Source organism: Nocardia pseudobrasiliensis NBRC 108224 (assembly GCF_001613105.1).
GTDB classification, from domain to species: Bacteria; Actinomycetota; Actinomycetes; order Mycobacteriales; family Mycobacteriaceae; genus Nocardia; species Nocardia pseudobrasiliensis.
Window position 1 is genome coordinate 34,169 of record NZ_BDBS01000016.1, and the last position, 21,963, is coordinate 56,131.

Consider the following 21,963-nt stretch of genomic DNA (forward strand, 5'->3'; position numbering starts at 1 on the left):
CCCATGACGGGTGGCAGACGTTCACGACTACAGGCTGTTTCCGAGAACGCCTCGGTGACCCAGCTCGAACTGTTCTTCGACCTGGTGTTGGTATTCGCCTTCACTCAGGTCACCGATTTGGCCGCGCACGAGACCACCGCGGTGAATATGCTGCGGGCACTGCTCGTGCTGGGGGTCATGTGGTGGCTGTGGATCGCCTATGCCTGGCTGGGCAATGTAATCAAGGCCGACGAGGGTATCGCCCGGGTGGCGATGTTCGCGGCCATGGGCGGGGCGCTGATCATGGCGCTCGCGATTCCGGAAGCTTTTCACGACTTGCCCGGCGGCTGGTACGGGCCGCTGGTGTTCGCGATCGGATATCTGGTGATCCGCCTGGTGCACGTGTACGTGTTCTGGTGTGCCAGTGCCGAAGACGAGCAACTGCGGAGGCAGGTCACGCGATGGTCATTCGGCTCGATCACCATCGGCACGCTGCTGTTGATCGTCGCGGCGATGAGCCATGGCACCACGCAAATCCTACTGTGGGTCGCCGCCATCGCGGGAGATATGACCTGGACGCTGTTCGCGGGTAACGAGTGGCGGCTGAACTCGGTGCGCCACTTCGCCGAACGGCACGGTCTGATCGTGATCGTGGCGCTGGGCGAATCCATCGTCTCGATCGGCGTCGGCGTGGCGGGATTGCCGATCTCCTGGCCGATCACCGTGGGATCGCTGCTGGCGCTGGCGGTTTCCGGACTGCTGTGGTGGGCGTACTTCGATGTGGGCGCGGCCGTGGTGGAGCGGGCCATGGAGCAGGCGCACGGCGCACGGCGTATTCAGATCGCGCGAAACTGCTATACATTCTGGCATTTCCCGATGGTCGTCGGCATCATCGCGCTGTCGCTCGGGCTCAAGAAGGTGGAGAATTATCTGGGCGGCGCGGCCGGTCACACCCTGAGCGACGCGCTGCACGGGATTCCGCTGTACGCGCTGTACGGCGGCCCGGTGATGTATCTGCTCGCGCTGGTCGGATTCCGGCACTACGCAACGGGAGTGGTGCTGTGGCCGCGGGTGCTCACGGCCGTGGTCCTGATCGCGTTGATTCCGGTGGCCTCGCATCTGCCCGCCATGGCCTCGCTGGGGCTGCTGTGCGGCCTGCTGGCGGTGCTGATCGTGTGGGAGGTGATCCGGTATGCCCAACCGCGTGAGGAGATCCGCCACGGGGCAGAGCATGCCGGGAATACCTAGGAAATATTCTTGTGGTCCACGGTCTCCGGGACCACTGTGCCCTCGCGCACCGCGATCCGCATCTGATTCACATTCTCCCGCAGCACATCTCCGATGAGTTCGTCGATGCGCGGATCGGACAGGGCCTGGAACAGGATGCGGAAGCTGGTGTTGGCGATGCCGCGGATGACGTCCTCATGGAACGGTAGATAGCGCACGCGGCCGATCTGCGGATCGTTCTTGATCAATTCGACGATCATGGCGTCGAGTTCGTCGCGGTTCTCCTCGAGCGCCGCGGCGATATTGCGGGTGTAGTGGCCGGTGCGCATCACCTGCGCGACCTCGTCCATCACCGCGATGGTCACCGGCCGCTTCACCGCCTCCACGACCGTGCCCACGAATCGGTTCACCAGCGCCGCGGTCACCCGGTCGCCGAAGGCGCGATCGGCCGCACGGGCCAGTCGCACCGCGATCACCACGATCCGCAGCAATCGGAACCCGCGGAAGAACGGGCTGGTGACCGGGACCATGCCCAGCACCTCGTACCAGTAGACGAACGGAAACATCCACGACCAGTCCGCCCGTCGCCAGCGCCACAGGAATTCGGCGGCGAAGATCGCGCAGATCGAATAGTCCGCGATGACGATGCCGCGCTCGGTGGCCGGGGAGACCCGGAAGAAGGTGATCCACACCAGCAGCGCCACCGAGGCAACGGCCAGCGCGAGCATCACGAATTCGGTCCACAAGGCCGGCGGCTTGCGCGGGTACTCCTCGACGTCCTGCGCCGCCACGCTGCGGTACTGGGCCACGACATCCCTTTCACCCTCGAACGATCACGCCGAGGGTAATCGGAATTCGCCGTCAGCGTCCCGCGCGGATGATCGCCTCGATATTTCGCTCGGCGAGCGCGGCGATGGTGAGCGATGGATTGACCGTGCCGGTGCTGCCCGGAATCCCCGCGCCGTCGACGACGTACAGACCCGGATGGCCGACCACGCGCCCATAGTTGTCGGTGGCCCGCCCGATCACCGCACCGCCCAGCGGATGCGCGGTGAACAGCGCGTTGGCGTCGTAGCCCAGCGCGCTGTAATCCAGTAGGGCGCCGGCCCGTTCGGCGATGCGGTGATCGACCGCGCGGCAGGCGGCGAGCACATCCTCCTGCGCCCTGCGCGGCCAGTTCAGCGTCGCGGCATTGCGGGCCCGGTCGTAGGTGAAGCGGGCCCGGGTCGGATCGAGCGCCAGACCGAGCGAGCCGACCCCGCCGGTCTCGGTCGGCATACCCGGCAGGTACCAGCTCTCGAGCGTCAGCGGCATACCGGATTCGTCGTGGATGCGGCTGGCGCTGGCCACGCCCTGGCCGAGGCCGACCAATCGGCTCTCGCCGCGGCCGAGCACCACATCGCCGTTGGTGCCCCAGCCGTCGCCGACATATTCGTTCAGATGCGGCAGCGCGCCGGTGGCCTGCGCGCGCACCAGCAGTTCGGAGGTGCCGACCGAACCGGCGCCGAGGAACAGCTTGTCGCAGGTGAGGGTTCGGGTCGCCAGAACCGCTCCGGTGGGATCGAGTTTGGTCACGCCGACCACGTAGCGGCCGTTGGCGTCCTGGGCGATCGTGTCGACGCGATGGCCCGGGAACACCGCCGAGCGGCCGGTGTCCTGGGCGTACTTCAGATAGTTCTGGTTCAGATCGAACTTCGCGCCGTTGGAGTTGCCCAGATTGCTGAATCCGGTGGTGGCCGAGGCTTTGGACGCACCGGCCAGTTCCGCGCGCAGCACATCCCAATTGAAGATCGAATCGCTGGGCTGCGGTTCGTAACCCGCCTTGCGCACCTGCTCGTCCCACATGCGCGAGTGTGTGAACGGCGAGGAGGCGTATATATCTCCCGGCATCGTGCTCAGCCGCAGCATCTGCCGCACCCGCGGGAAGTAGACGCGGTCCAGCTCGTCGAATTCGACTGTGCCGCGGAAGACCTCGTCGAAGAATCGGCGCGTCGGCGCGACCATCACACCCGTGAACACCACCGAACCGCCGCCCACGGCCGCCGCGTGCCAGACATCGATACCCGGCAGCTCGGTCACGTCGAGTACGCCGCCGAAATCGGCGAAGTGCATGGCGACCTTGGTGATTCCGGTGAAGCTGGTCCGATGCCAGAACCCGCGCCCGTCGGGCAGGACGTCACCGGTGAAGATCTCCCGCCACGGATCGTTGGGCCAGCGCGACCCGCGCTCGAGCACGGTATTCGACACACCCGCCTCGGCCAGCCGCAGCGCGGTCACCGCGGCCCCGAATCCCGACCCGATGACAATGGCCTCGGTATGTTCGGGCGGATCCGGCAGCGGCGCAAAGATCTCCGGCACCCACTGCTTGAACAGCTCGTTCCACACCGGTTCGGCCACGGCGGACCCTGCCCGATACCCGGTGCCCGCCGCGCCCAACAGCGCCGCCGCTCCGGCAGCCTTCAGAAAGGCGCGTCTGCGCACCCGGCCACCTCCCTCATCCACGCATGACCGCGCGCGAGATTACCGGGCCGACACCGGGTGCCTCAACAGAATGACCAGGACTTAAGCATCTCACGAATAGCTTTTCGCTATAAGGCGAGATCGCTACCGTCAGGCCCGCAAACGTTCCCTGCGGAGTTGGTCGACCTCTGGTAGGAGCAGGGGCTCCAGCTCGTCCACGCCGAGGGCGCGGCGCAAGAGATGGTCGGCCAGTTCGGGGTTGCGGGCCAGGGCCGGGCCGTGCATGTAGGTGCCGATCACCGAGCCCTGGATCACGCCCTCGAGGGCGTCGCCGACGCCGTTGCCGACGCCTCGGGTGACTCGCGCCAGGGGTTTGGCGTCGCCGCCGAGTTTCGTTCCGCCGCGGTGGTTTTCGAAGCCGGTGAGCGGCTCGGTGAGGCCGGGGAGCAGGGGGGTTGTGGCAACCTCGCCGATCGCGCGCTTGGCCTGCGGGGAGGTGGTGACGTCGAACAGGCCCACGCCGTCGACTCGTTCGCCGGAGGAGGTCTCGTACCAGTTGCCGAGTACCTGGATGGCCGCGCAGATCGCCAGTACCGGCACGCCTTTCGCGGCGGCCTGCTGCAGGCCCGGATACCGCTGCAGATGCCGGGTGGCCAGGCGCTGCGCGGAATCCTCCGCGCCGCCGAGGGTGTAGATGTCCAGTGAGTCGGGCACCGGATCGTTCAGGCTGATTTCGACGATCTCGGCAGCGTAGCCGCGCATGCGCAGCCGCTGCCGCAGCACAACCGCATTGCCGCCGTCGCCGTAGGTGCCCATGACATCCGGCAGGACCAGTCCGATCCGCACGGTCGAATCCGTCATCGGTTTGCCTCCAGATCGCGATTGAGGTCGCGGAACGCGGTGTAGTTGGCCAGGACCTCGACCCGGCCGGGCGGGCAGGAGGCGATGGCGCGCAGGGGATTCGCGACGGTGGTGTGCTCGACCCCGGCATAGGTCAGCCGCACCGCGAGATCGGTGGCCCGCTCCCCCGCGGCGACCACCTGGGTGCCCTCGAAATGTTCGAAGCGCACGTCCCACAGCCACGACAGATCCTCGCCGTCGGGCACCTGGCCGTTCACGGCGATCACCAAACCCGTTGCGGCCGGGTCGATCATCGACAGCGCCTCCTGCCAGCCCGCCGGATTCTTGGCCAGCAGCAGACGCGCGGTGTGCTCGCCGACCCGCACGGTGCGATAGCGCCCGGCGATCTCGTTCACGGTGGCCGCGCCTTCGGCGGCACTCTCCGGCGTGGCCCCGAGCGCGACCGCCGCCGCGACCGCCTGCGCCGCGTTACCGCGATTGGCACGCCCCGGAAGGGCAAGGTGCAGCGGCAGTTTCACCCCGTCGGGCCCGTAGAGGAATTCCTCGTCGACCCACCAGTCCGGTTCGGGGCGGTGGAAATCCGCACCCGTGCTGCGCCAGTGCGTACCCTCCCAGACGATCGGCTCACCGCTGCGCGGACAGCTGGTGGCATCCACCGCCCAGCCGCTGCCGGCCGCGACCCAGACCACATTGGGATGGTCGTAGGCGATCGAGGTGATCAGGACGTCGTCGCAGTTGGCGATGAGAACGGTATCGGGATGCCGGGCCATACCGGCGCGCAGTTTGCGCTCGATCATATTGATCTCGCCGACCCGGTCGAGCTGATCGCGGCTCAGATTCAGCAGAACCACCGCGGCCGGATTCAGCGCGTCGGTCACATGCGGCAGATGTAGTTCGTCGACCTCGATCGCGGCCAGCGACGCGGACCGGTGCGCGCTCAGCGCGGCGACGATACCCGCGTCCATATTCGCGCCGTCGGCCTGGGTGGCCACCGGGCCGAGCGTGCTCAGCGCCGCGGTCGTCATGCGGGTGGTGGTGGATTTGCCGTTGGTTCCGGTCACCAGCACGGTCCGACGGCCGCGCCCGAGCTGGGTCATGACCGTCGGATCGATGCGCAGCGCGATCAATCCCCCGATCATCGACCCCTTACCGCGCCCCGCCTTCTGCGACGCCCACGACGCGGCCGCCGCCGCCCGCAGCGCCAGCCGCCCACGCACCGAGATGTCTGCCACGACGGCGAGTTTATGTGCTGCGGTTCAATAGAGGGATTTGACGTAGTTCTCCGGCGCGTAGTGCGCCTCGAGCTGTTCCACCGTCTCGGTGATATTCGCGTGCACCTCCTTGGTCAACTGCGCCACCGGCGGCAGATCGTCCTGCGGCCAGCCCTCGGGCCGCCACAGGCTGCTGCGCAGAAAAGCCTTGGCGCAGTGGAAGAAGATCTGCTCGACAGCCACCTCGACGGCCAGAATCGGCCGGTGGCCCTTGACGATCATGTCGTCGAAATACGGCGCGTCCCGAACCAGGCGGGCCCGGCCGTTGACCCGCAGGGTCTCGTTGCGCCCCGGAATGAGGAAGATCACGCCGACATGGGGATTGGACAGGATGTTGAGATAGCCGTCGGCGCGGCGGTTACCCGGACGCTCCGGGATGGCGATGGTCCGATCGTCGAGCACCCGCACGAAGCCCGCCGGATCGCCCTTGGGCGAGGCATCGCAATTGCCCTCGGCATCGCTGGTGGCCAGCACCACGAACGGTGAGGTCGCGATCCATTCGCGGTCGCGCGGGTGCAGCACGACGCGTTCCTTGTTGGCGGCCCGCTCGCCGACTTCGCCGAGCAGTTCGCGCAATTGAGCCGCGGTGGTGATCTCGTTCATACCTCGATCGAACCGCGAACTGTCCCGTCCGGCCAGGTATTTCTAGACCGGACCGTCGAACATGTTCGGCTGTCCGGCCGCGAACCGGTTCGCGTCCAGCTGCCGCATCGGCTCCAGCTGGGGCGCGCGGTACAGGGAGAACAGGCGGCAGCGTTCGGCATTCGATCCCGCCACGTCCAGCAGCGCGTTGACCGCTGTGCGCGCGGATTCGCAGGCGCCCTCCATGGTGGCCAGGTCCACATTCGTCTGCACGTAATCGCCCGCGAGGAACATGTTTTCGAGCGCGCCGTGCGCCTTGGGCCGGGCCGCCCAGGATCCGGCGGTATTGATCAGCAGCGGATCGGCATTGGTATTGCGCCGCCCCGCCGCGTCCCAGCCGATGCCCGAATCCAGGAACCAGGAGTGCAGATCCTCGTCGTGCAGCGCGGCCGGACCGTCGAGATGGGCCTGCAGCTGCGCCCACACCTCCCGCGCGATCTCGTCGTGGGTGCACTCCTTGGCGGGTTTGCCGTACAGGATGCCCGGGGTGTTCCAATCCGAGACGTCCACCGACAGGCAGTCCTGCACCGAACCGTCGCCGAAGCCGGAAAGCTTTGTGCGCGACCAGAACTGGTTCTGCGCGATGGAGGTCAGCGACCACGGCGCATCGACGTAGGCGGTGTGGCCGCGCGCGATGGCGCTCGGTCTGCGCAGGTAGAACTGGATTCCGGTCATCCAGTTGGTCACCAGCCGATCCATTGCCGCCAGTTCCGGCCGCGCGTCGAGGATTTCCGGCGTCCACAGGCCGCGCGCGACCTCCATCGGCACGGCCAGCAGGAAGTAGTCCGCGTCCACCGCTCGGGCGCCGCCGTCACCGCCCGAGATCCGCGCGCCGGAGATCCGACGCCCGCTCACATCCAGTCCCTGCAATTCGGCGTTCTCGAAACGAACGCCCAACTGCCGCAACCGATTCACCCACGGATCCAGCCACGCCTCGGTGGTCGGCCCGTTCAGCAGCCGGTCCAGCGGGCCGTCGTTATCGATCTCCAGTGGATTGCCGAGGAACTGCTCGCCCATATTGCCGATGGTGCGGGTGCTGGCGTGATCGTCCTTGGCCGCGACCAGCAATGTGGTCAGCGTGCGCGACATCAGGATCCGGAACTCCCCCGACCGGCCCCGGGCCCCGACGAAATCGCGCCAGGCCAGATTCTCCCATTCGCCGAAACGCCGTGCGTCACAACTGGTGTTGAACACCAGCAGTCGATTGGCGAAGTACAGGGCCTCGTTCATCGGCATCTTGGCCGAGGTGGCGATCACCGAACCCACGGTCTGGCGGAAATCGTCCGGATTCGACCACTGCTTGCCCGCGCGGCCCATGGGCAACAGAATGTCGTCGTTTCCGGCCCGTGAGAAACGCGCCTCAACCGCCGGTACGAGATTGTCCCAGACGCCGTTCGCATTGCCCTGGAAGGGAATTCGCCGCATGGTATCCGGGAGGTGTTTGTAGAAACCCGGAAAGAAGCGGAAACCGTGCTCACCCGGTAGGTCCGGGCGCCCGTCGCGACCCGATCCCGGGACCGGAATGCTGCGGGCCTTGCCGCCGAGCGCGCGCCGCTCGTAGACGGTGATGTCGAAACCGCGTTCGGCCAGCTCATGGGCGGCTGTGAGGCCCGCCACCCCGCCGCCGAAGATCGCCACGCGCCGAGGCGGATCGGCCGCCGCGCGCACCGGGCGCAGCGTCCACGCACCCGCGGTCATCACGCCTGCCGCCACCGCTCCGCGAAGTACCGTTCTCCGCGAAACGACCGATTGCTGATCTGCCATCTTTCGGGACCTCCACGCCGCGGCTAACTGTAGGCGGTGAATCCCGGACGCGCGCGGGTCGGGTGTGAAAATCCGGCCCGCGCGCTCGTTGTCGCGGCTATTTGCTGAGTGCAGGCTCCGCCGCGCTCACCACGACAGCATTCGCGTCGACCACCGGACTCGGTCGCCGCGCGGAGGTCGCCGCGAACGCACCGGCGATTACGACGGCCGCGCCCACCAGCGACAGCGGGGTCGGCCGCTCGTGCAGGAAGGCCCAGGCCGCGCCGATGCCCACGATCGGAACCAGCAGCGACAGCGGCGCGACCGCACCGGCCGGATAGCGGCTCATCAGATAGGTCCACAAACCCGAGCCCACCAGCGTGGCCAGCACCGCGGTGTAGCCGAGGGCGGCCAGGGCGGGCCAGCCACCGGGCGTGAACGACTCGATCAACGCGCGCCAGCCGGTGTCCGGCCCCTCCACGAGCGCCGACAGCGCGAACATCGGTACCGGCGGCACCACGGCCATCCACAGCGTCAAATGCAGCGGATCCACCCGCTGTCCGGCAGTGCCCGCCGCGGCCAGCCGCGAGCCGATATTGCCGAAGGCCCAGCCGAATCCGGCCGCCAGCGTCAGCAGCACCGGCACCACGGTGGCGTGCTGGGCCCGATCCCAGCCGATCACCACCATGCCGAGCACCGCGACGCCCAGCCCCAGAAACTGTGTCGGACGCAACCTTTCGCGCAGCAGCACCGCACCCAGGACCACCGTGAACGGCGCCGAACTCTGCAGCACCAGCGAGGCCAGCCCGGTCGGCATACCCGCCCGCATGGCGGTGAACAGGAAGGCGAACTGCGCGATCCCGAAGCCCGCGCCGTACAGCAGCAGCCAGCGCAGCGGCACCTGCGGCCGCGGCACCAGCAGGACCACCGGAATCGCGAGCACCGCGAACCGCAGCCCCGCGAAGAAGAAGGGCGGGAAGTGCTCCAAGCCCACGTGCAGCGCGAGGAAGTTCAGTCCCCACAGCACGACGACGGCCAGTCCGAGCAGACGATCACGGTAACTCACGAGACCAATGATGATGTCCGCAACTAATTAGCACTATTGAATAAATATGGATCAATAATGTAGTAGAACTGAAGAGATCTGCTGCAACGACGCCGCGAATCATCGGACCGGACGGACAGCGGAGCAGGGGAGTCGATACGAGCATGCGCGAGGACGGGCACGAAACGCAAAGCGGCGGTGGCGGGTTCATGGCCGTGGAACGTCTGCGGGTGCTGCGCGAACTGGCCGATCGCAAGACCGTCGCGGCGGTGGCCGAGGCGCTGTCGATGACCCCCTCGGCGGTTTCCCAGCAACTCAAGGTGCTGGCCCGCGAGGCCGGGGTGGCGCTGCTCGAACCCGACGGGCGGCGGGTGCGGCTCACCGATGCCGGGCGCGCGCTGGTGGTGCGGGCCGACGAGGTGCTGGCCGCGATGGATCGGGCGGTCGGGGAGATGGCGCTGTATCGCGGTTCGCCGCGCGGGCAGGTGCGGGTGGCGCTGTTCCCGTCCGGGGCCGCGCTGCTGCTGGCGCACGTACTGGCCGAATTGGCGGGCAGCGGTGTGGAGATGGTGGCCCGCGACGAGGATGTGCCACCGACCGAGGTGCCGCGGCTGCTCGCCGACTACGACGTCGTACTGACCCATCGCGACGAGCGGGCGCCCGCGCTGACCGGCCCGCGGGTGACCTCGCGCATCCTCATGCGCGAACCGATCGACGTCGTGGTCTCCCCCGACCACCGGCTGGCCCGCCAGGGCGCGGTCGTCCCCGGCGAACTCGCCGACGAGACCTGGCTCAGCGTCCGCGGCGGCTTCCCCGTCGACGACGTGCTGCGCTCGATCGCCACGGTCACCGGGGTCCAGCCCCGAATAGCCCAGCGCCTCAACGATTTCAATGTCATCGAGGAGCTGGTCGCCTCGGGCTACGGCGTGGCCCTCATGCCCCGCTACTCGGTCCGCCACCCCGACCTGGTCGTCCTGCGCCTGGCGGGCGTGCGCGCGGCCCGCCTCTACGAACTGGCCTCCCGCCCCCACGCAGCGACCCGCCCGGCCATCTCGGCGGTACTACGCGCGTTCGAGTCGGCGGCCGGGAAGGTCCCGGCAAAAAGCATGCCGGGATAAGGAGGAAAGCCATACCGGACCGAGGGCGAAAGCATGCCCGGACAAGGAAGAAAGCCGTGCCGGGACAAGGGGCGTGCAGGGAAAGGGACATGGCACGCCGGGACCAGAAGAACGTCACATGCTCGTTCTGCGTTGTCCCGGCGTGCTTTTCGCCGGACCTCAGTACGGATTACCCGGGTACTGGCCACCTTGATGGCCGCCCGGATAACGGTTCTGCGGGCTGGGGAACGGGGGCTGCGGGACGTGGTAGCCGAAATCGTCGGCGACCATCGCGGCCAGTTCCAACAGGGCGTTGCGGGTGGGCTTGCCCACCAGGTCCAGATCGATCTCCGCGCCCTCGGCGAGGTGGTCGTCGAAGGGGACGACCTGGACGGCGCGGGTGCGGTCGAGGAACAGCTTGCGCAGCTGATCCAGGTCGACCGTGGACGCGCCGCGCCGAGAGGCGTTGACCACCACCACGGTTCGCTCGACGAGCTTGCTGTAGTTGTGATGCTCGAGCCAGTCCAGCGTGGCCGAGGCGCTGCGCGCGCCATCGATGGCCGGTGAGGTCACCAGGATGAGCGAGCTGGCCATATCCAGCACGCCCTTCATGGCCGAATGCATCAGTCCGGTACCGCAGTCGGTCAGGATGATGTTGTAGAACTGCTGCAGGATGGCGATCGCGCGGCGGTAGTCCTCCTCGCTGAACGCCTCCGATACGGCCGGATCCTGTTCGCTGGCAAGCACTTCCAGTCGGCTCGGCGACTGCGAGGTATGCGCCCGCACGTCCGAGTAGCGGCTGATGTGCTGATCCTCCAGCAGATTTCGCACCGTCGATCGGGTCTGGCGCGGCACCCGGTGCGCCAGCGTCCCGAGGTCGGGGTTGGCGTCGATGGCGATCACGCGGTCGCCGCGCAGCGAGGCGAACGTCGAGCCCAGACCGACTGTGGTCGTGGTCTTTCCGACGCCGCCCTTGAGCGACAGGATCGCGATCCGGTAGTCGCCGCGCACGGGCTGATTCACCCGCTCGACCAGTTCGCGGTGGACGACATCCGCGGACGATTCGCCGGGATTGATCGCACCGCCGGTCACCTTGTGCACGGCCCGACGCCATCCGCTGCGCGGCGCCTTGCGGGCCCGCTTGAGCAGGTTCAGATCGTTGACCGAATGCGCGGGCTGGCCCGGCTGTGCGACATGCTGCGGCTGGAAGCCCGAATACTGCGGCGGCGGAGGCTGATTCGGCGCGCCCTGCGGTCCGGGCTGATGCCAGCTCGGGCCGGTCGGACCGTTCGGGCCCGGCGGCAGCGGGGGCTGGGAGTACATCTGCTGCGGCTGCGGCGTGGGCGGCAGCGGCGGCGGGGCCCAGCTGTACTGCTCGCCGCCGGACTGCTGCTCCGGACCGGGCGGCGGCGCGGGCTGGCCACCGTCCTCGGGAAAGACCCTGCGGACCATGCCGTCCGGACCGATCTCCTGCCGGATCTCGCCGTAGGGCGTCTCCTGCCGCATCTCGCCGTAGCCCGGCGGGGGGAAGGCATTGGGATCGCCTGGGCCGGGCGCGAAACCGTTGGGATCACCGGGGAACGCGTTCGGGTCACCGGGGCCACCGGGCGCGAAACCGTTCGGGTCACCCGGGCCACCGGGCGCGAAGCCGGGGTCACCCTGGCCGTAACCGCGCGGATCGCCCGGACCACCGGGCGCGTAGGCGTTGGGGTCACCCGGCCCGGGCGCGAAACCGTTCGGGTCGCCGGGACCGGCGAAACCCATCGGGCCGCCGGGCGGACCGTACGGTCCCGGCTGGTCCGGAGTCGGGAAGTTGCCGGTCGGCGGGAAGCCCGGATTCGGGCCCCCGGGTCCGGCGAACGGACCGGGCGCGAAGCCTGGCTGCGGCGGCGCGAACGGGTCGAACTGTTCCTGCCCGAACTGCGGCCCCGGCTGGAAGTTCGTCTGCTCGAAGGAATCCGGCACGGGCGGGAAGATTCCGGACGCGGCCGGTTCACCCTCCTCGGGAGCCTCCCGATCGGCGGCGTCGTCGGCGGCCTTCGCCGCGGCGTCGTCGGCCGAATCGTCATGCGCCGGCTTCGAGGTCGAGTCGTCCTTCTCGGCGGCCACGTCCACCCCGTGGTTGTTCTGCAACCAGGGTGGTTGGGTCGAGTTGTCGTCAGTCGTCACGTTTCCCCCATCTGCTCGAGGTTCGAGCAGAGAGCTCGGCGCTAATGCAGCTCCAAGCTAGCACGCTGTCCGATTACCCGTGTCCTCGCCGACGAGGTCCATCCCCCTTGCACCACACACTTATCCACATGTGATCCACAAGTGATCTCCCCGTGCCCTGCCGCCGGCCCGGCGGCCGACGACAGGGAAATATGAGCAGCCGCGCTCGACGGCGAGGACATACGAGGAACAGCGCTCGGAAGCGGGGACCGAGGGCCCGACTCGACAGCAGGAACCGAGAAGCCCGACCCGACAGCAGGAACCGAGAAGCCCGACCCGACAGCAGGGGACCGAGAAGCCCGACCCGCCAACGGCGACCGAGGAGCTGCGCCCGACAGCAAAGACCGAGGAGCTGGGCTCCACTGCCGAGGGGAGAAACGGGCTCCGCAGCAGAGATACGGAGCCCGGCTCGAGGGTTGGGCGTGGGCCGGGCTCGACAGCGGGGGCCGGGAGCCCGGCTGGGCGGTCAGCGGGCGCGGTGGGCTCGGTTCACCGCCGAGACGACCGCGCGCAGAGAAGCGGTGGTGATGGAGGTCGCTATGCCGACGCCCCAGGTCACCTTGTCGCCGATGGCGCATTCGACGTAGGCCGCGGCCTGGGCGTCGTCGCCGGAGGACATGGCGTGCTCGGAGTAGTCCAGGACGCGGACGTCGGTGCCGATGGTCGACAGCGCGTCCACGAAGGCCGCGAGCGGGCCGTTGCCCTCGCCGGAGATCTCCTGCTCGATTCCGTCGACTTTCACCACCACGTCGATATGGTCGGTGCCGCCGTCGGTTTCGGCCGCGGTGACCTTCTGGCGAATGCGCTCCAGCGGGTCGATCGGATTCAGGTACTCCTCGGCGAATACGTCCCACATCGCCTTCGGCGTGACCTCGCCGCCCTCGCCGTCGGTGATGCGCTGCACCGCCTGGGAGAACTCGATCTGCAGCCGCCGCGGCAGCGCCAGCCCGTGATCGGTCTTCATGATGTAGGCGACGCCGCCCTTGCCCGACTGCGAATTCACCCGGATGACCGCCTCGTAGGTGCGGCCCACATCCTTCGGATCGATCGGCAGGTACGGCACCTCCCAGGTGATGTCGTCGACATCCGAATCCGTGGCGTCCGCAGCGGCTTTCATCGCGTCCAGACCCTTGTTGATGGCGTCCTGATGGCTGCCCGAGAACGCGGTGTAGACCAGATCGCCGCCGTAGGGATGCCGCTCGTGCACCGGCAGCTGGTTGCAGTACTCCACGGTCCGGCGGATCTCGTCGATATCGGAGAAGTCGATCTGCGGATCGACGCCGCGGGAGAACAGATTCATCCCCAGCGTCACCAGGCAGACATTGCCGGTGCGCTCGCCGTTGCCGAACAGGCAGCCCTCGATGCGATCGGCCCCGGCCTGATAGCCCAGCTCCGCGGCGGCCACCGCGGTGCCGCGGTCGTTGTGCGGATGCAGCGACAGCACGATCGAATCGCGCCGCGCCAGATTGCGACTCATCCATTCGATCGAATCGGCGTAGACATTGGGCGTGGCCATCTCGACCGTGGCGGGCAGATTGATGATCAGCGGCCGGTCCGGGGTCGGCGCGATGATCTCGCTGACCGCGTCGCACACCTCACGGGCGTAGTCCAGCTCGGTGCCGGTATAGGACTCCGGGCTGTACTCGTAGCGCCAGTGGGTGTCGGGATAGCGCTGCTCGACCTCCAGGCACAGCCGCGCGGCATCGGTGGCGATCTTCTTCACCGCGTCGCGGTCGGCGCGGAAGACCACGCGCCGCTGCAGGATCGAGGTCGAATTGTAGAAGTGGACGATCACATTCGGCGCGCCCTGACAGGCCAGGAAGGTGCGCTCGATCAGCTCGGGACGGCACTGGGTCAGCACCTGGATGGTGACATCGTCCGGAATCGCGCCGTCCTCGATGATCTCGCGGACGAAGTCGAAATCGGTCTGGCTGGCCGAGGGGAAGCCGACCTCGATCTCCTTGTAGCCCATCCGCACCAGCAGATCGAACATGCGGCGCTTGCGGGCGGGGCTCATCGGATCGATCAGGGCCTGATTGCCGTCGCGCAGGTCGACCGCGCACCACGCCGGGGCCCGGTCGATGACCTTGTTCGGCCAGGTGCGGTCGGGCAGGTCGATCGGCTCGACCTCTTCCGCGAACGGCCGGTACCGGAAGGTCGGCATCGACGAGTTCTTCTGCTGGTTCCACGCGGGCTGGTCGGCGGGCGCCGGCTTGGAGGGCGCGGTGATCGTGCGCGCGGCGGATACGAAGGCGTCAGCGGGTGACATGCGATGTTCTCCGTGATGTGGGCTGGGGTGGATTTCCCGAAGGTGGATCGACCGGCACAGCTGAACCCCGCGACGGGAGCCGGTCCGTATCAGACCCCGTCGCGGCGGCCGAGGAGGAGTGCCCGCTGCATGATGATCAGAGTTTACAGCCCCGAGACCGAGCCTGGAAAGACAGGTGGACACGACACCCATTCGTCCCACCTATACGGTCTGGTCGTGACCTGGATAGAACAGCTGGCGGTCTTCGGTGCGGGCATTGCCGCCGGCGCCATCAACACGATCGTCGGCTCGGGAACGCTGATCACCTTCCCGGTACTACTGGCACTCGGTTATCCGCCCGTGACCGCCAATGTCTCGAACACGATCGGATTGGTACCCGGCGGTGTGAGCGGCGTGTGGGGATATCGGCGCGAACTCGCGGGCCAGCGGGCCCGACTGCTGCGACTGGGCAGTGCCACCCTCATCGGCGCCGTCACGGGCGCGATCCTGCTGCTGACGCTGCCGCCCGGTGCGTTCAAGGCGATCGTGCCGGTGCTGATCATCGCGGCGCTGGTACTCGTGGTCGTACAGCCGCGGTTGTCGCGCTGGGTCAGGCAGCGGCGCGAACAGAACGGCGGCGACGCACCCGCACACGGCGGTCTGCTGCTGTGGCTGGCCGTCCTCGGCACCGGCGTCTACGGCGGGTATTTCGGTGCGGCGCAGGGCGTTCTGCTGATGGGCCTGCTCGGGGTGTTCGTGCACGAGGATCTGCAGCGGCTCAACGGCGTGAAGAATTACCTTGCGCTGCTGGCCAATACGGTCTCGGCGGCGATCTTCATCTGCGTCGCCCATGTGTCGTGGCAGGCGGCCGGACTGATCGCGGTCGGCTCGATCATCGGCGGCCAGCTCGGCGCGACCGTGGGACGACGCCTGCCTCCCAACGCATTACGCGGCGTCATCGTGATCGTCGGCACGATCGCGGTGGTGCGACTGCTGACTAGCTGAGCCGCCCCGATTCGAGGAATCCACGCAGGCGCGCGGCATAGGGCTCGATATCGATGCGCTGTGCCGCGAGCCATTCCGCCGAGTAGTATTTGTCGGTATAGCGATCACCCGGATCGCACAGCAGTCCGACCACGCTGCCGTCGCGGCCCGCGGCCGCCATTTCGGACATGATGTGGAAGGCCGCCCACAGCCCGGTTCCGGTGGAGGCGCCCGCTTTTCGGCCGATCAGCCGCTCGAGGACATGGACCGCCGCGATGGCCGCCGCGTCGGGAACGTGGATCATCCGGTCGATGGCCGAGGATACGAAGCTCGGCTCGACGCGCTGGCGGCCGATTCCCTCGATACGCGAACAGATTTCGGTGGTGACCTCGGCATCGCCGTCGCGCCAGCTCGGGAAGAACGCCGAATTGTCCGGGTCTGCAACGCAGATGCCGGTCGCGCGGCCGGTGTAGCGGATATAGCGCGCGATGGTCGCCGAGGTGCCGCCGGTGCCCGCGGTCGCCACGATCCACGCCGGATCCGGATGCGGTTCCTCGGCGAGCTGGTCGAAGATCGACTCGGCGATATTGTTGTTGCCGCGCCAGTCCGTCGCGCGCTCGGCGAAGGTGAACTGGTCCATGTAGTGCCCGCCGGTCTCGCGCGCCAGATGGGCGGCCACGTCGTACACCTCGATGGCGTTGTCGACGAAATGACATCGGCCGCCCTGGAATTCGATCAGGCGCACCTTCTCCCGGCTGGTGCTGCGGGCCATCACCGCGATGAACGGCACCCCGATCAGCCGCGCGAAGTACGCCTCCGACACCGCGGTCGAACCGCTGGACGCCTCGATCACCGGGCGATCGGGCCGTATCCAGCCGCTGCACAGCGCGTGCAGGAACAGCGAGCGGGCCAGCCGATGCTTCAACGAGCCGGTGGGATGGGTGGATTCGTCCTTCAGATACAGATCCACCCCCGCGACCGACGGCACCGGCACGCGCAGCAGATGGGTATCCGAGGAGCGCCGCGCGTCGGCGCGCACCTTGGCGATGGCCTGGGCCAGCCACTGCCGATAGTCCGGGTCGTACCGATTGATGTCGACCATGGTGTCGATCGCGTCGGCGGCGGTCATGCGCTCTCCTCGCCCTCGAGCTCGTTGAGGTAGTTGTAGATGGTGAATCGGGTGACGCCGATCGCCTCGGCCACGGTCTCGATCGCGTCCTTGACCGCGAAGACGCCCTGCTCGCGCAGCCGCGCCACGACCTGGATCTTGTGCTGTTTCTTCATCAGATCCACCGGCACCCCGGTATCGGCGACGGCCTCGGCGATCATGCGTTCGGTCAGCTCGCCCACGCTGCGCGGGAACGTCTCGCGCGGGCTCGCGATCGGCTCCGCGCCGCCCAGCAGCGTGCCGAGCAGTCGATGCGCCTCGACGAGATCGGTGACATCGATATTCAGGCACAGGGCGGCCACCGGCGTCCCGTCCGGTGATCGGACGATGATGGTGCTGGATCGGCCGCGGCGGTTGTGCGGCAGTTCGGTCGGATAGTCGAGCAGATTCCCGCTCGCTCCCTCGCTCATATGGCGCAGCAGCAGATCGGTCGCGGGTGCGCCCACACCGCGCCCGGTCAGCCCGCCCGCGATGGCATACACCGAATCCGGCAGATGCGTCAGATCGTGGACCACGACCTCGGCGCGCAGGGCCCGCGCGAGCGGTTCGACCAGCTGCGCGAGCACCCCGAGGGTTATTCGCGGGTCGGTCTCGCCGATCTGCCCGGTCATGACGCCTTTCACGACTGATTTCAACTGACGTTTGAGAGATTACACAACCAGTTGATACCACCCGCGACCGGGTGGTTACTTGAACGCCGCCGCATTGCGCTCGGCCCATTCCGCGAAACTCCGCGCGGGACGACCGAGCACCTCGGCCACCGCGGGCTCGACCCGCAGTTCGGCGGGCGTGGGTTCACCGAGGATGCCGAGGGTGTGCTCGACGACGGGCGCGGGCATGAAGCGAACCATGGCCGCCCGGGCCTCGGCACGGGACAGTTCGGCGAAACGCACCGGCTCACCGATCGCGGCCCCGATGGCCTCGGCCTGTGCGCGCGGCGAGATCGGTTCGGGGCCGGTCAGCACATAGGTGCGGCCCGCGTGTCCCGCCTCGCGCAGCACCCTCGCCGCGACGGCGGCGATATCGGCCGGGTCGACAACGGGCAGCGCGACATCCGCGAACGGCGCGGCGATGAATCGTTGCGCGCGAACGGATTCGGCCCACTGCAGTGCGTTCGAGGCGAATCCGGCCGGGCGCAACAGCGTCCAGGGCAGTCCCGAAGCCGCGACGGCCTCCTCCAGATCCGCGGGGTGCCGCCCCGTGCCGACACCCTGCGAGGACAGCAGAACGACGCGACGAATCCCCTTGTCCCGAGCCATTTTCAGCACCTTGGCGAGATCGCCACCCGCACCGAGATATTCACCCGAGGTCAGCAGGAACAGCGCCGTCGCCCCCGTCAGCGCGGCGGCGAGTTCGGCCGGACGGGCGAGATCGGCTCGGTGACGCGTCACCCCGTCCGGAACATCACCCGCGCCCAGCGAGCGGGATACGGCCGTCACCCGTTCCCCCGCGTCGACCAGCTCCCGCACCAGCGCCCGCCCGACGTTGCCCGTCGCTCCGGTCACCACAATCATGGTCGTTCTCCTTCTCCGAGTTGACATTTCGAATGAGGAAGACGCTACTATCGGTGAGATAGTAGGTACCTACAGGAAAGTATCGGGATTGTGAGGAGCGACACATCGAACTGGCGGGCGGCCGCCGACGCCACTCCCGAAACCGCCTGCCCGATCGCGCCCGTGGTCGATGTGGTGTTCAGTCGCTGGACCACGCCGATCATGTGGTCCCTGCACGAATACGGCCCGCAGCGCTTCGTCGAGTTGCAGCGCCGGATCGCGACGATCACCCCGAAGGTCCTCACCGAGCGACTGCGCCAGCTCGAACGTGACGGCCTGCTCACCCGCACCTATTACGCCGAGGTGCCGCCGCGGGTCGTCTACGAGATCAGCGAACTGGGCCGCAGTCTCGCACCGCTGTTCGCCGCGCTGGCCGATTGGTCCCCGCATCTGACCGAGGTGGCCGCGGCTCGCGAAACCTATGACGCCCGTAAGCGTTCCGAGCCCTAGCCCGCCGCGAGGGACAGACTCGGTTCGATCGCGGCGAAGGCGGCGCGCAACCGGGTGGTCAGATTTTTGCGCCCGCCCTTCCCGTCGGCGTGCACCCACGCGCGACCCGCGACACTCCATGCGGTGATCGCCAATTCGGCGAGGATGTGCAGCCGCAGATCATCGGCCTCGAGTGCGAGCTTGTCCGAGAGCGCCGCGACAATGTCCTTCTGAACGCCGGAGCGGTGGTACTCCACCTGGGCCAGCAGGGCGGGGGCGGTCAGCACCAACCGCCGAGTGGCGAGATAGCGCCGGTCCCAGTCGGCGTCCAAGGCGGCGACGGTTTCGGCGAGGGCATCGCGCAGTTCGCCGAGCACCGATCCGGACAGCTGCCGATCTCCCAGTGCCACAAGGTATTTCGACCACAGCTCGGTCTCGGCCTCGATCGCCACGGCCTCCTTGGTGGCGAAGGCGCGGAAGAACGTACTGCGCGAGACCTCAGCCTCATCCACCAGTTCGTCCAATGTCGTTGCGTCGTAACCCTTCTCCGAGAACAGCCGCAGCGCCGCGTCGGCTAGGGCGCGGCGGGTGCGCAGCCGCTTGCGCTCTCGCAGGGGCAGCGCGCGCTCATCCATCGGCATACCGACATCGTATCCGATCCTCGATACCTATCCACACTCAGACTCAATTGACACTTGCGCACAAATGGAACTCAGTGTCAGAATTCAACGGCAAGCCACGCACCCAGAAGGAGTCGGCAGATGTCCACCCCCACCCTCAACCCCGCGATCATCGGCCAGGTCGAAAAGCATCACACCGCGGTCCTGGCCAGGGCTTTGTCCGGCACCACACTCGACGAGAAGCAGTGGATCACCCTCAACCAAGCCCTGACCGGACCCATCGAACGCTCGGCCCACATCGCCCGCGTCGCGACCATGACGCAGTGGGATCCCACCGCGGTCGCCGCCGCCGTGACAGCCCTGCTCACCGCCGGACTGCTGCGCGAACTGCCCGGCGATCGTCTCGAGGCCACCGAGGCGGGTGCGACGCTGGTCGGCCGGATCCGCACCGAAACCGGGGCAATCGTCACCCGCGCCTACGAGGCCGTCTCCGCCGAGGACCGCGCGGTGGCCGCCCGCGTGCTCACGATCGTCAAGGAGCGGCTGGCCGTGGAGTTGGCCGATTAGTTCTCCCCCGCCGACAGATGTACGAGGCTGAGCCGGTCGGCGAGGGCGTCGACCGAGGCGGCATCGGCGTAGGCCTCGGTGGTCAACTCGATGTAGCTGGCCCAGCGGGCGATTCGCGGGGTCCAGCGTTCGACGTAGGCGCGGGCGTGTACGGCCTCGGCCAGGTCGCCCTTCGCCCGCGCCGACCGTTCCGCGGAAAGCGCTGCGGCCACGGTGTTCTCGGCGACCATCAGCTGTTCGCGGCAGTGGTCGAGATCGGGGACCTCCTCGCGGACGGTATCGGCCTCGACCCGCAGATTGAGCACCAGCCCGCGCAATCGGGGATCGGCCACCTCGAGTCGCGGTTCCTCACCCTCCTTCGGCATCGCCCGGCCGGCGGCGGCGATGGCGCGCAGACAGCGTTCGCGCCGCTGTTTCTCGCGTTTCTCCCAGAGCGCCAGCTCTTTTCGATACTCCTCGACCTCCTTGTGGTCGATCTCGCGATAGCGCAGTTCGGCCGCCGAACTCATCCGCTCGACGCCCGCCTCGTCGCGCACCACGATCGTGGCCCGCAGCGCCTCGGGTTCCGGATCCGCGGTTCCCTCGATCCGCGCATCCAGTACCGCCGCGTGCTGTTCCTCGACCAGCTCCCCGCACACCCGGTCGAAGACGGCCGTGCCCACCTGGATGAAGTCCTGGCAGACGCGCCCGGTGAGGGGTTCGGGGGTATCGAATCGCCCCTCGCCCGTCTCCAGAACGCGTTCCGATCCGGCCGGGTCGGTCCGCATGACAATCCAGCTGTAGAACTCGCCAGTCATCCTGTCCTCCAAAGCTGTTCGGCCCCGACGGGACAACGCGATCACCCCTCGGCCCGACCTTACGATCGCGGCCGGACAGCGGACAACGGCTCCAGACCGATTTCGGCGAACCGGCAGGTGTGATTCCATTCTGGAACGCGGAAAGTTTCACGACCGCGACACGCGGCGGAGATCTCGAGCCTGTCGGCCCGCGGTGGTATGACCGAAGGGGACGTTCGCACAGGAGGTCTCATGCTCATCGATCAATGCCACGGCACCCTGATCGTGCACACCGATCGGTCGGTGGAATGCACCGAACCGGACTGCCTCGATTCCGACCGTGCCCGGCACACCTTCGTCATCGACTGCTTCGACGTGGCCGGTGGCTGCGGGTGCGCGGTCACCGAGACGGTTACGGGGCCGCGTAGCCTGGCCGGGTGAGTTACGACCAGGTTCTGCTGCCCTCCGGCGTCGCGTCGACACCCGCCGAGGTGGACGCGTATCTGACCGGCCAGCTGGGCCTGCCCGAGGCGGAGCCGGTGGCGGCCGTCGCGGCCGAGCTCAACCGCCGCAACGACGCCCTACCCGAACAGGACGCCTTCCTGGCCGACGCGCCGGTGGGCGGTATGGATACCGGTGCGGTGCTGCATGTTTCGAGCGATTACGACGCCATCGGACATCTGCGCGCCCTGCTGTTCGAACTCGCCACCCCGCGCGGCTACGCCGTCTACGATCCGCAGCTGGCCTGGCTGATCGATCCGGCCGGGCACATCCCGCTCGCGGTCACCCACGGCGGGGCGGGGGAATTCCCGTATCTCACCCGCCCCCTGCTCGACCTGTGGATTCCGGCCCTCGACGCGCCGAATCCCTATCTGATCGCCGAACGCGAACCGCACCACTACATCCAGACCTACCGCGACGACGCGGGCCGCTACACCGTCGAATACCGCGACGGCTCCCCCGACCGCCACTTCGGCACGTATACCGCGGACGCGAACGTGGTGGCCGAGCTGATCTGGGACTGGGCCACCGGCGATCGCGCCCGCTTCGACGCACAGGACTGGCAACCGGTCGAATTCTGATCG

The 21,963-nt window shown here is 67.9% G+C and carries 21 protein-coding genes; 7 read left to right on the forward strand and 14 right to left on the reverse strand.

The window, feature by feature from the left end; genetic code table 11:
- Window positions 1-3: 3 nt before the first annotated feature.
- On the forward strand, window positions 4-1,227 hold the full coding sequence (locus NP4_RS15020) for a low temperature requirement protein A (protein WP_067998092.1): 1,224 nt from the start codon (window positions 4-6) through the stop codon (window positions 1,225-1,227).
- Here NP4_RS15020 and NP4_RS15025 read toward each other — a convergent pair.
- The 7 genes from NP4_RS15025 to NP4_RS15055 all read right to left on the reverse strand — a co-directional run bounded on the left by NP4_RS15025 (window position 1,224) and on the right by NP4_RS15055 (window position 9,249).
- Complete coding sequence (locus tag NP4_RS15025; RefSeq protein WP_067998094.1) at window positions 1,224-2,015, reverse strand: hypothetical protein; 792 nt, start codon at window positions 2,013-2,015, stop codon at window positions 1,224-1,226. The two genes, NP4_RS15020 and NP4_RS15025, sit on opposite strands and share 4 nt — an antisense overlap.
- Before the next feature lie 52 nt (window positions 2,016-2,067).
- Window positions 2,068-3,687, reverse strand: coding sequence for a GMC oxidoreductase (locus NP4_RS15030; RefSeq protein WP_067998096.1), 1,620 nt, complete (start codon window positions 3,685-3,687; stop codon window positions 2,068-2,070).
- Between the two features lie 129 nt (window positions 3,688-3,816).
- Window positions 3,817-4,527, reverse strand: coding sequence for a type 1 glutamine amidotransferase (locus tag NP4_RS15035; protein WP_067998098.1), 711 nt, complete (start codon window positions 4,525-4,527; stop codon window positions 3,817-3,819).
- Window positions 4,524-5,759: a Mur ligase family protein gene (locus NP4_RS15040; protein WP_067998100.1), complete on the reverse strand. Its 1,236-nt coding sequence runs from the start codon at window positions 5,757-5,759 to the stop codon at window positions 4,524-4,526. The genes NP4_RS15035 and NP4_RS15040 overlap by 4 nt, the downstream gene beginning before the upstream one ends.
- Window positions 5,760-5,783: 24 nt before the next feature.
- Window positions 5,784-6,401, reverse strand: a complete 618-nt coding sequence (locus NP4_RS15045) for a pyridoxamine 5'-phosphate oxidase family protein (RefSeq protein WP_067998103.1) — start codon at window positions 6,399-6,401, stop codon at window positions 5,784-5,786.
- A 42-nt stretch (window positions 6,402-6,443) separates the two neighbouring features.
- Window positions 6,444-8,138 carry a hydroxysqualene dehydroxylase gene (locus tag NP4_RS15050; RefSeq protein WP_245997875.1) on the reverse strand — a complete coding sequence of 565 codons (1,695 nt, stop codon included), beginning with the start codon at window positions 8,136-8,138 and terminating at the stop codon, window positions 6,444-6,446.
- A 163-nt stretch (window positions 8,139-8,301) separates the two neighbouring features.
- A complete protein-coding gene (locus tag NP4_RS15055) occupies window positions 8,302-9,249 on the reverse strand; it encodes an EamA family transporter (RefSeq protein ID WP_067998107.1) in 948 nt (315 codons plus the stop codon).
- Window positions 9,250-9,437: 188 nt separating this feature from the next.
- Here NP4_RS15055 and NP4_RS15060 point away from each other — a divergent pair, with 188 nt between their 5' ends.
- The gene (locus NP4_RS15060) at window positions 9,438-10,346 is read left to right on the forward strand and encodes a LysR family transcriptional regulator (protein WP_067998187.1); all 909 of its coding nucleotides are present in this window, start codon (window positions 9,438-9,440) and stop codon (window positions 10,344-10,346) included.
- A gap of 159 nt (window positions 10,347-10,505) precedes the next feature.
- Here the strand turns inward: NP4_RS15060 and NP4_RS15065 are convergent, their stop codons facing one another.
- A complete protein-coding gene (locus tag NP4_RS15065) occupies window positions 10,506-12,089 on the reverse strand; it encodes a MinD/ParA family ATP-binding protein (RefSeq protein WP_082875886.1) in 1,584 nt (527 codons plus the stop codon).
- A 910-nt stretch (window positions 12,090-12,999) separates the two neighbouring features.
- A complete protein-coding gene (gene leuA, locus NP4_RS15070) occupies window positions 13,000-14,802 on the reverse strand; it encodes a 2-isopropylmalate synthase (RefSeq protein WP_067998108.1) in 1,803 nt (600 codons plus the stop codon).
- 216 nt (window positions 14,803-15,018) lie between these two features.
- Here leuA and NP4_RS15075 point away from each other — a divergent pair, with 216 nt between their 5' ends.
- A complete protein-coding gene (locus tag NP4_RS15075; protein ID WP_067998116.1) occupies window positions 15,019-15,786 on the forward strand; it encodes a sulfite exporter TauE/SafE family protein in 768 nt (255 codons plus the stop codon).
- Here NP4_RS15075 and NP4_RS15080 read toward each other — a convergent pair.
- The 3 genes from NP4_RS15080 to NP4_RS15090 all read right to left on the reverse strand — a co-directional run bounded on the left by NP4_RS15080 (window position 15,779) and on the right by NP4_RS15090 (window position 18,447).
- Entirely contained in the window at window positions 15,779-16,894 is a 1,116-nt protein-coding gene (locus NP4_RS15080) for a PLP-dependent cysteine synthase family protein (protein ID WP_067998117.1), read from the reverse strand. The genes NP4_RS15075 and NP4_RS15080 overlap by 8 nt on opposite strands.
- Entirely contained in the window at window positions 16,891-17,544 is a 654-nt protein-coding gene (locus NP4_RS15085) for a helix-turn-helix transcriptional regulator (protein WP_067998119.1), read from the reverse strand. The genes NP4_RS15080 and NP4_RS15085 overlap by 4 nt, the downstream gene beginning before the upstream one ends.
- Window positions 17,545-17,619: 75 nt before the next feature.
- Entirely contained in the window at window positions 17,620-18,447 is an 828-nt protein-coding gene (locus NP4_RS15090) for an NAD(P)H-binding protein (RefSeq protein ID WP_067998121.1), read from the reverse strand.
- A gap of 90 nt (window positions 18,448-18,537) precedes the next feature.
- Between NP4_RS15090 and NP4_RS15095 the strand changes: the two genes are divergently transcribed.
- Complete coding sequence (locus NP4_RS15095) at window positions 18,538-18,936, forward strand: winged helix-turn-helix transcriptional regulator (protein WP_067998123.1); 399 nt, start codon at window positions 18,538-18,540, stop codon at window positions 18,934-18,936.
- Here the strand turns inward: NP4_RS15095 and NP4_RS15100 are convergent.
- The gene (locus NP4_RS15100; RefSeq protein ID WP_067998125.1) at window positions 18,933-19,556 is read right to left on the reverse strand and encodes a TetR/AcrR family transcriptional regulator; all 624 of its coding nucleotides are present in this window, start codon (window positions 19,554-19,556) and stop codon (window positions 18,933-18,935) included. The genes NP4_RS15095 and NP4_RS15100 overlap by 4 nt on opposite strands.
- A 120-nt stretch (window positions 19,557-19,676) precedes the next feature.
- Here NP4_RS15100 and NP4_RS15105 point away from each other — a divergent pair, with 120 nt between their 5' ends.
- Window positions 19,677-20,102 carry a hypothetical protein gene (locus tag NP4_RS15105; protein WP_067998127.1) on the forward strand — a complete coding sequence of 142 codons (426 nt, stop codon included), beginning with the start codon at window positions 19,677-19,679 and terminating at the stop codon, window positions 20,100-20,102.
- Here NP4_RS15105 and NP4_RS15110 read toward each other — a convergent pair.
- Window positions 20,099-20,899 (reverse strand): hypothetical protein, encoded by an 801-nt coding sequence (locus NP4_RS15110; RefSeq protein ID WP_062512072.1) that lies wholly within the window; start codon window positions 20,897-20,899, stop codon window positions 20,099-20,101. The genes NP4_RS15105 and NP4_RS15110 overlap by 4 nt on opposite strands.
- A gap of 231 nt (window positions 20,900-21,130) precedes the next feature.
- On the opposite strand from NP4_RS15110, the gene NP4_RS15115 reads away from it, so the two are divergent.
- Window positions 21,131-21,319: a hypothetical protein gene (locus NP4_RS15115; protein ID WP_067998129.1), complete on the forward strand. Its 189-nt coding sequence runs from the start codon at window positions 21,131-21,133 to the stop codon at window positions 21,317-21,319.
- Window positions 21,316-21,960: a hypothetical protein gene (locus NP4_RS15120; protein ID WP_067998131.1), complete on the forward strand. Its 645-nt coding sequence runs from the start codon at window positions 21,316-21,318 to the stop codon at window positions 21,958-21,960. Before NP4_RS15115 ends, NP4_RS15120 begins: the two co-directional genes overlap by 4 nt.
- The last annotated feature ends 3 nt before the right edge of the window (window positions 21,961-21,963 follow it).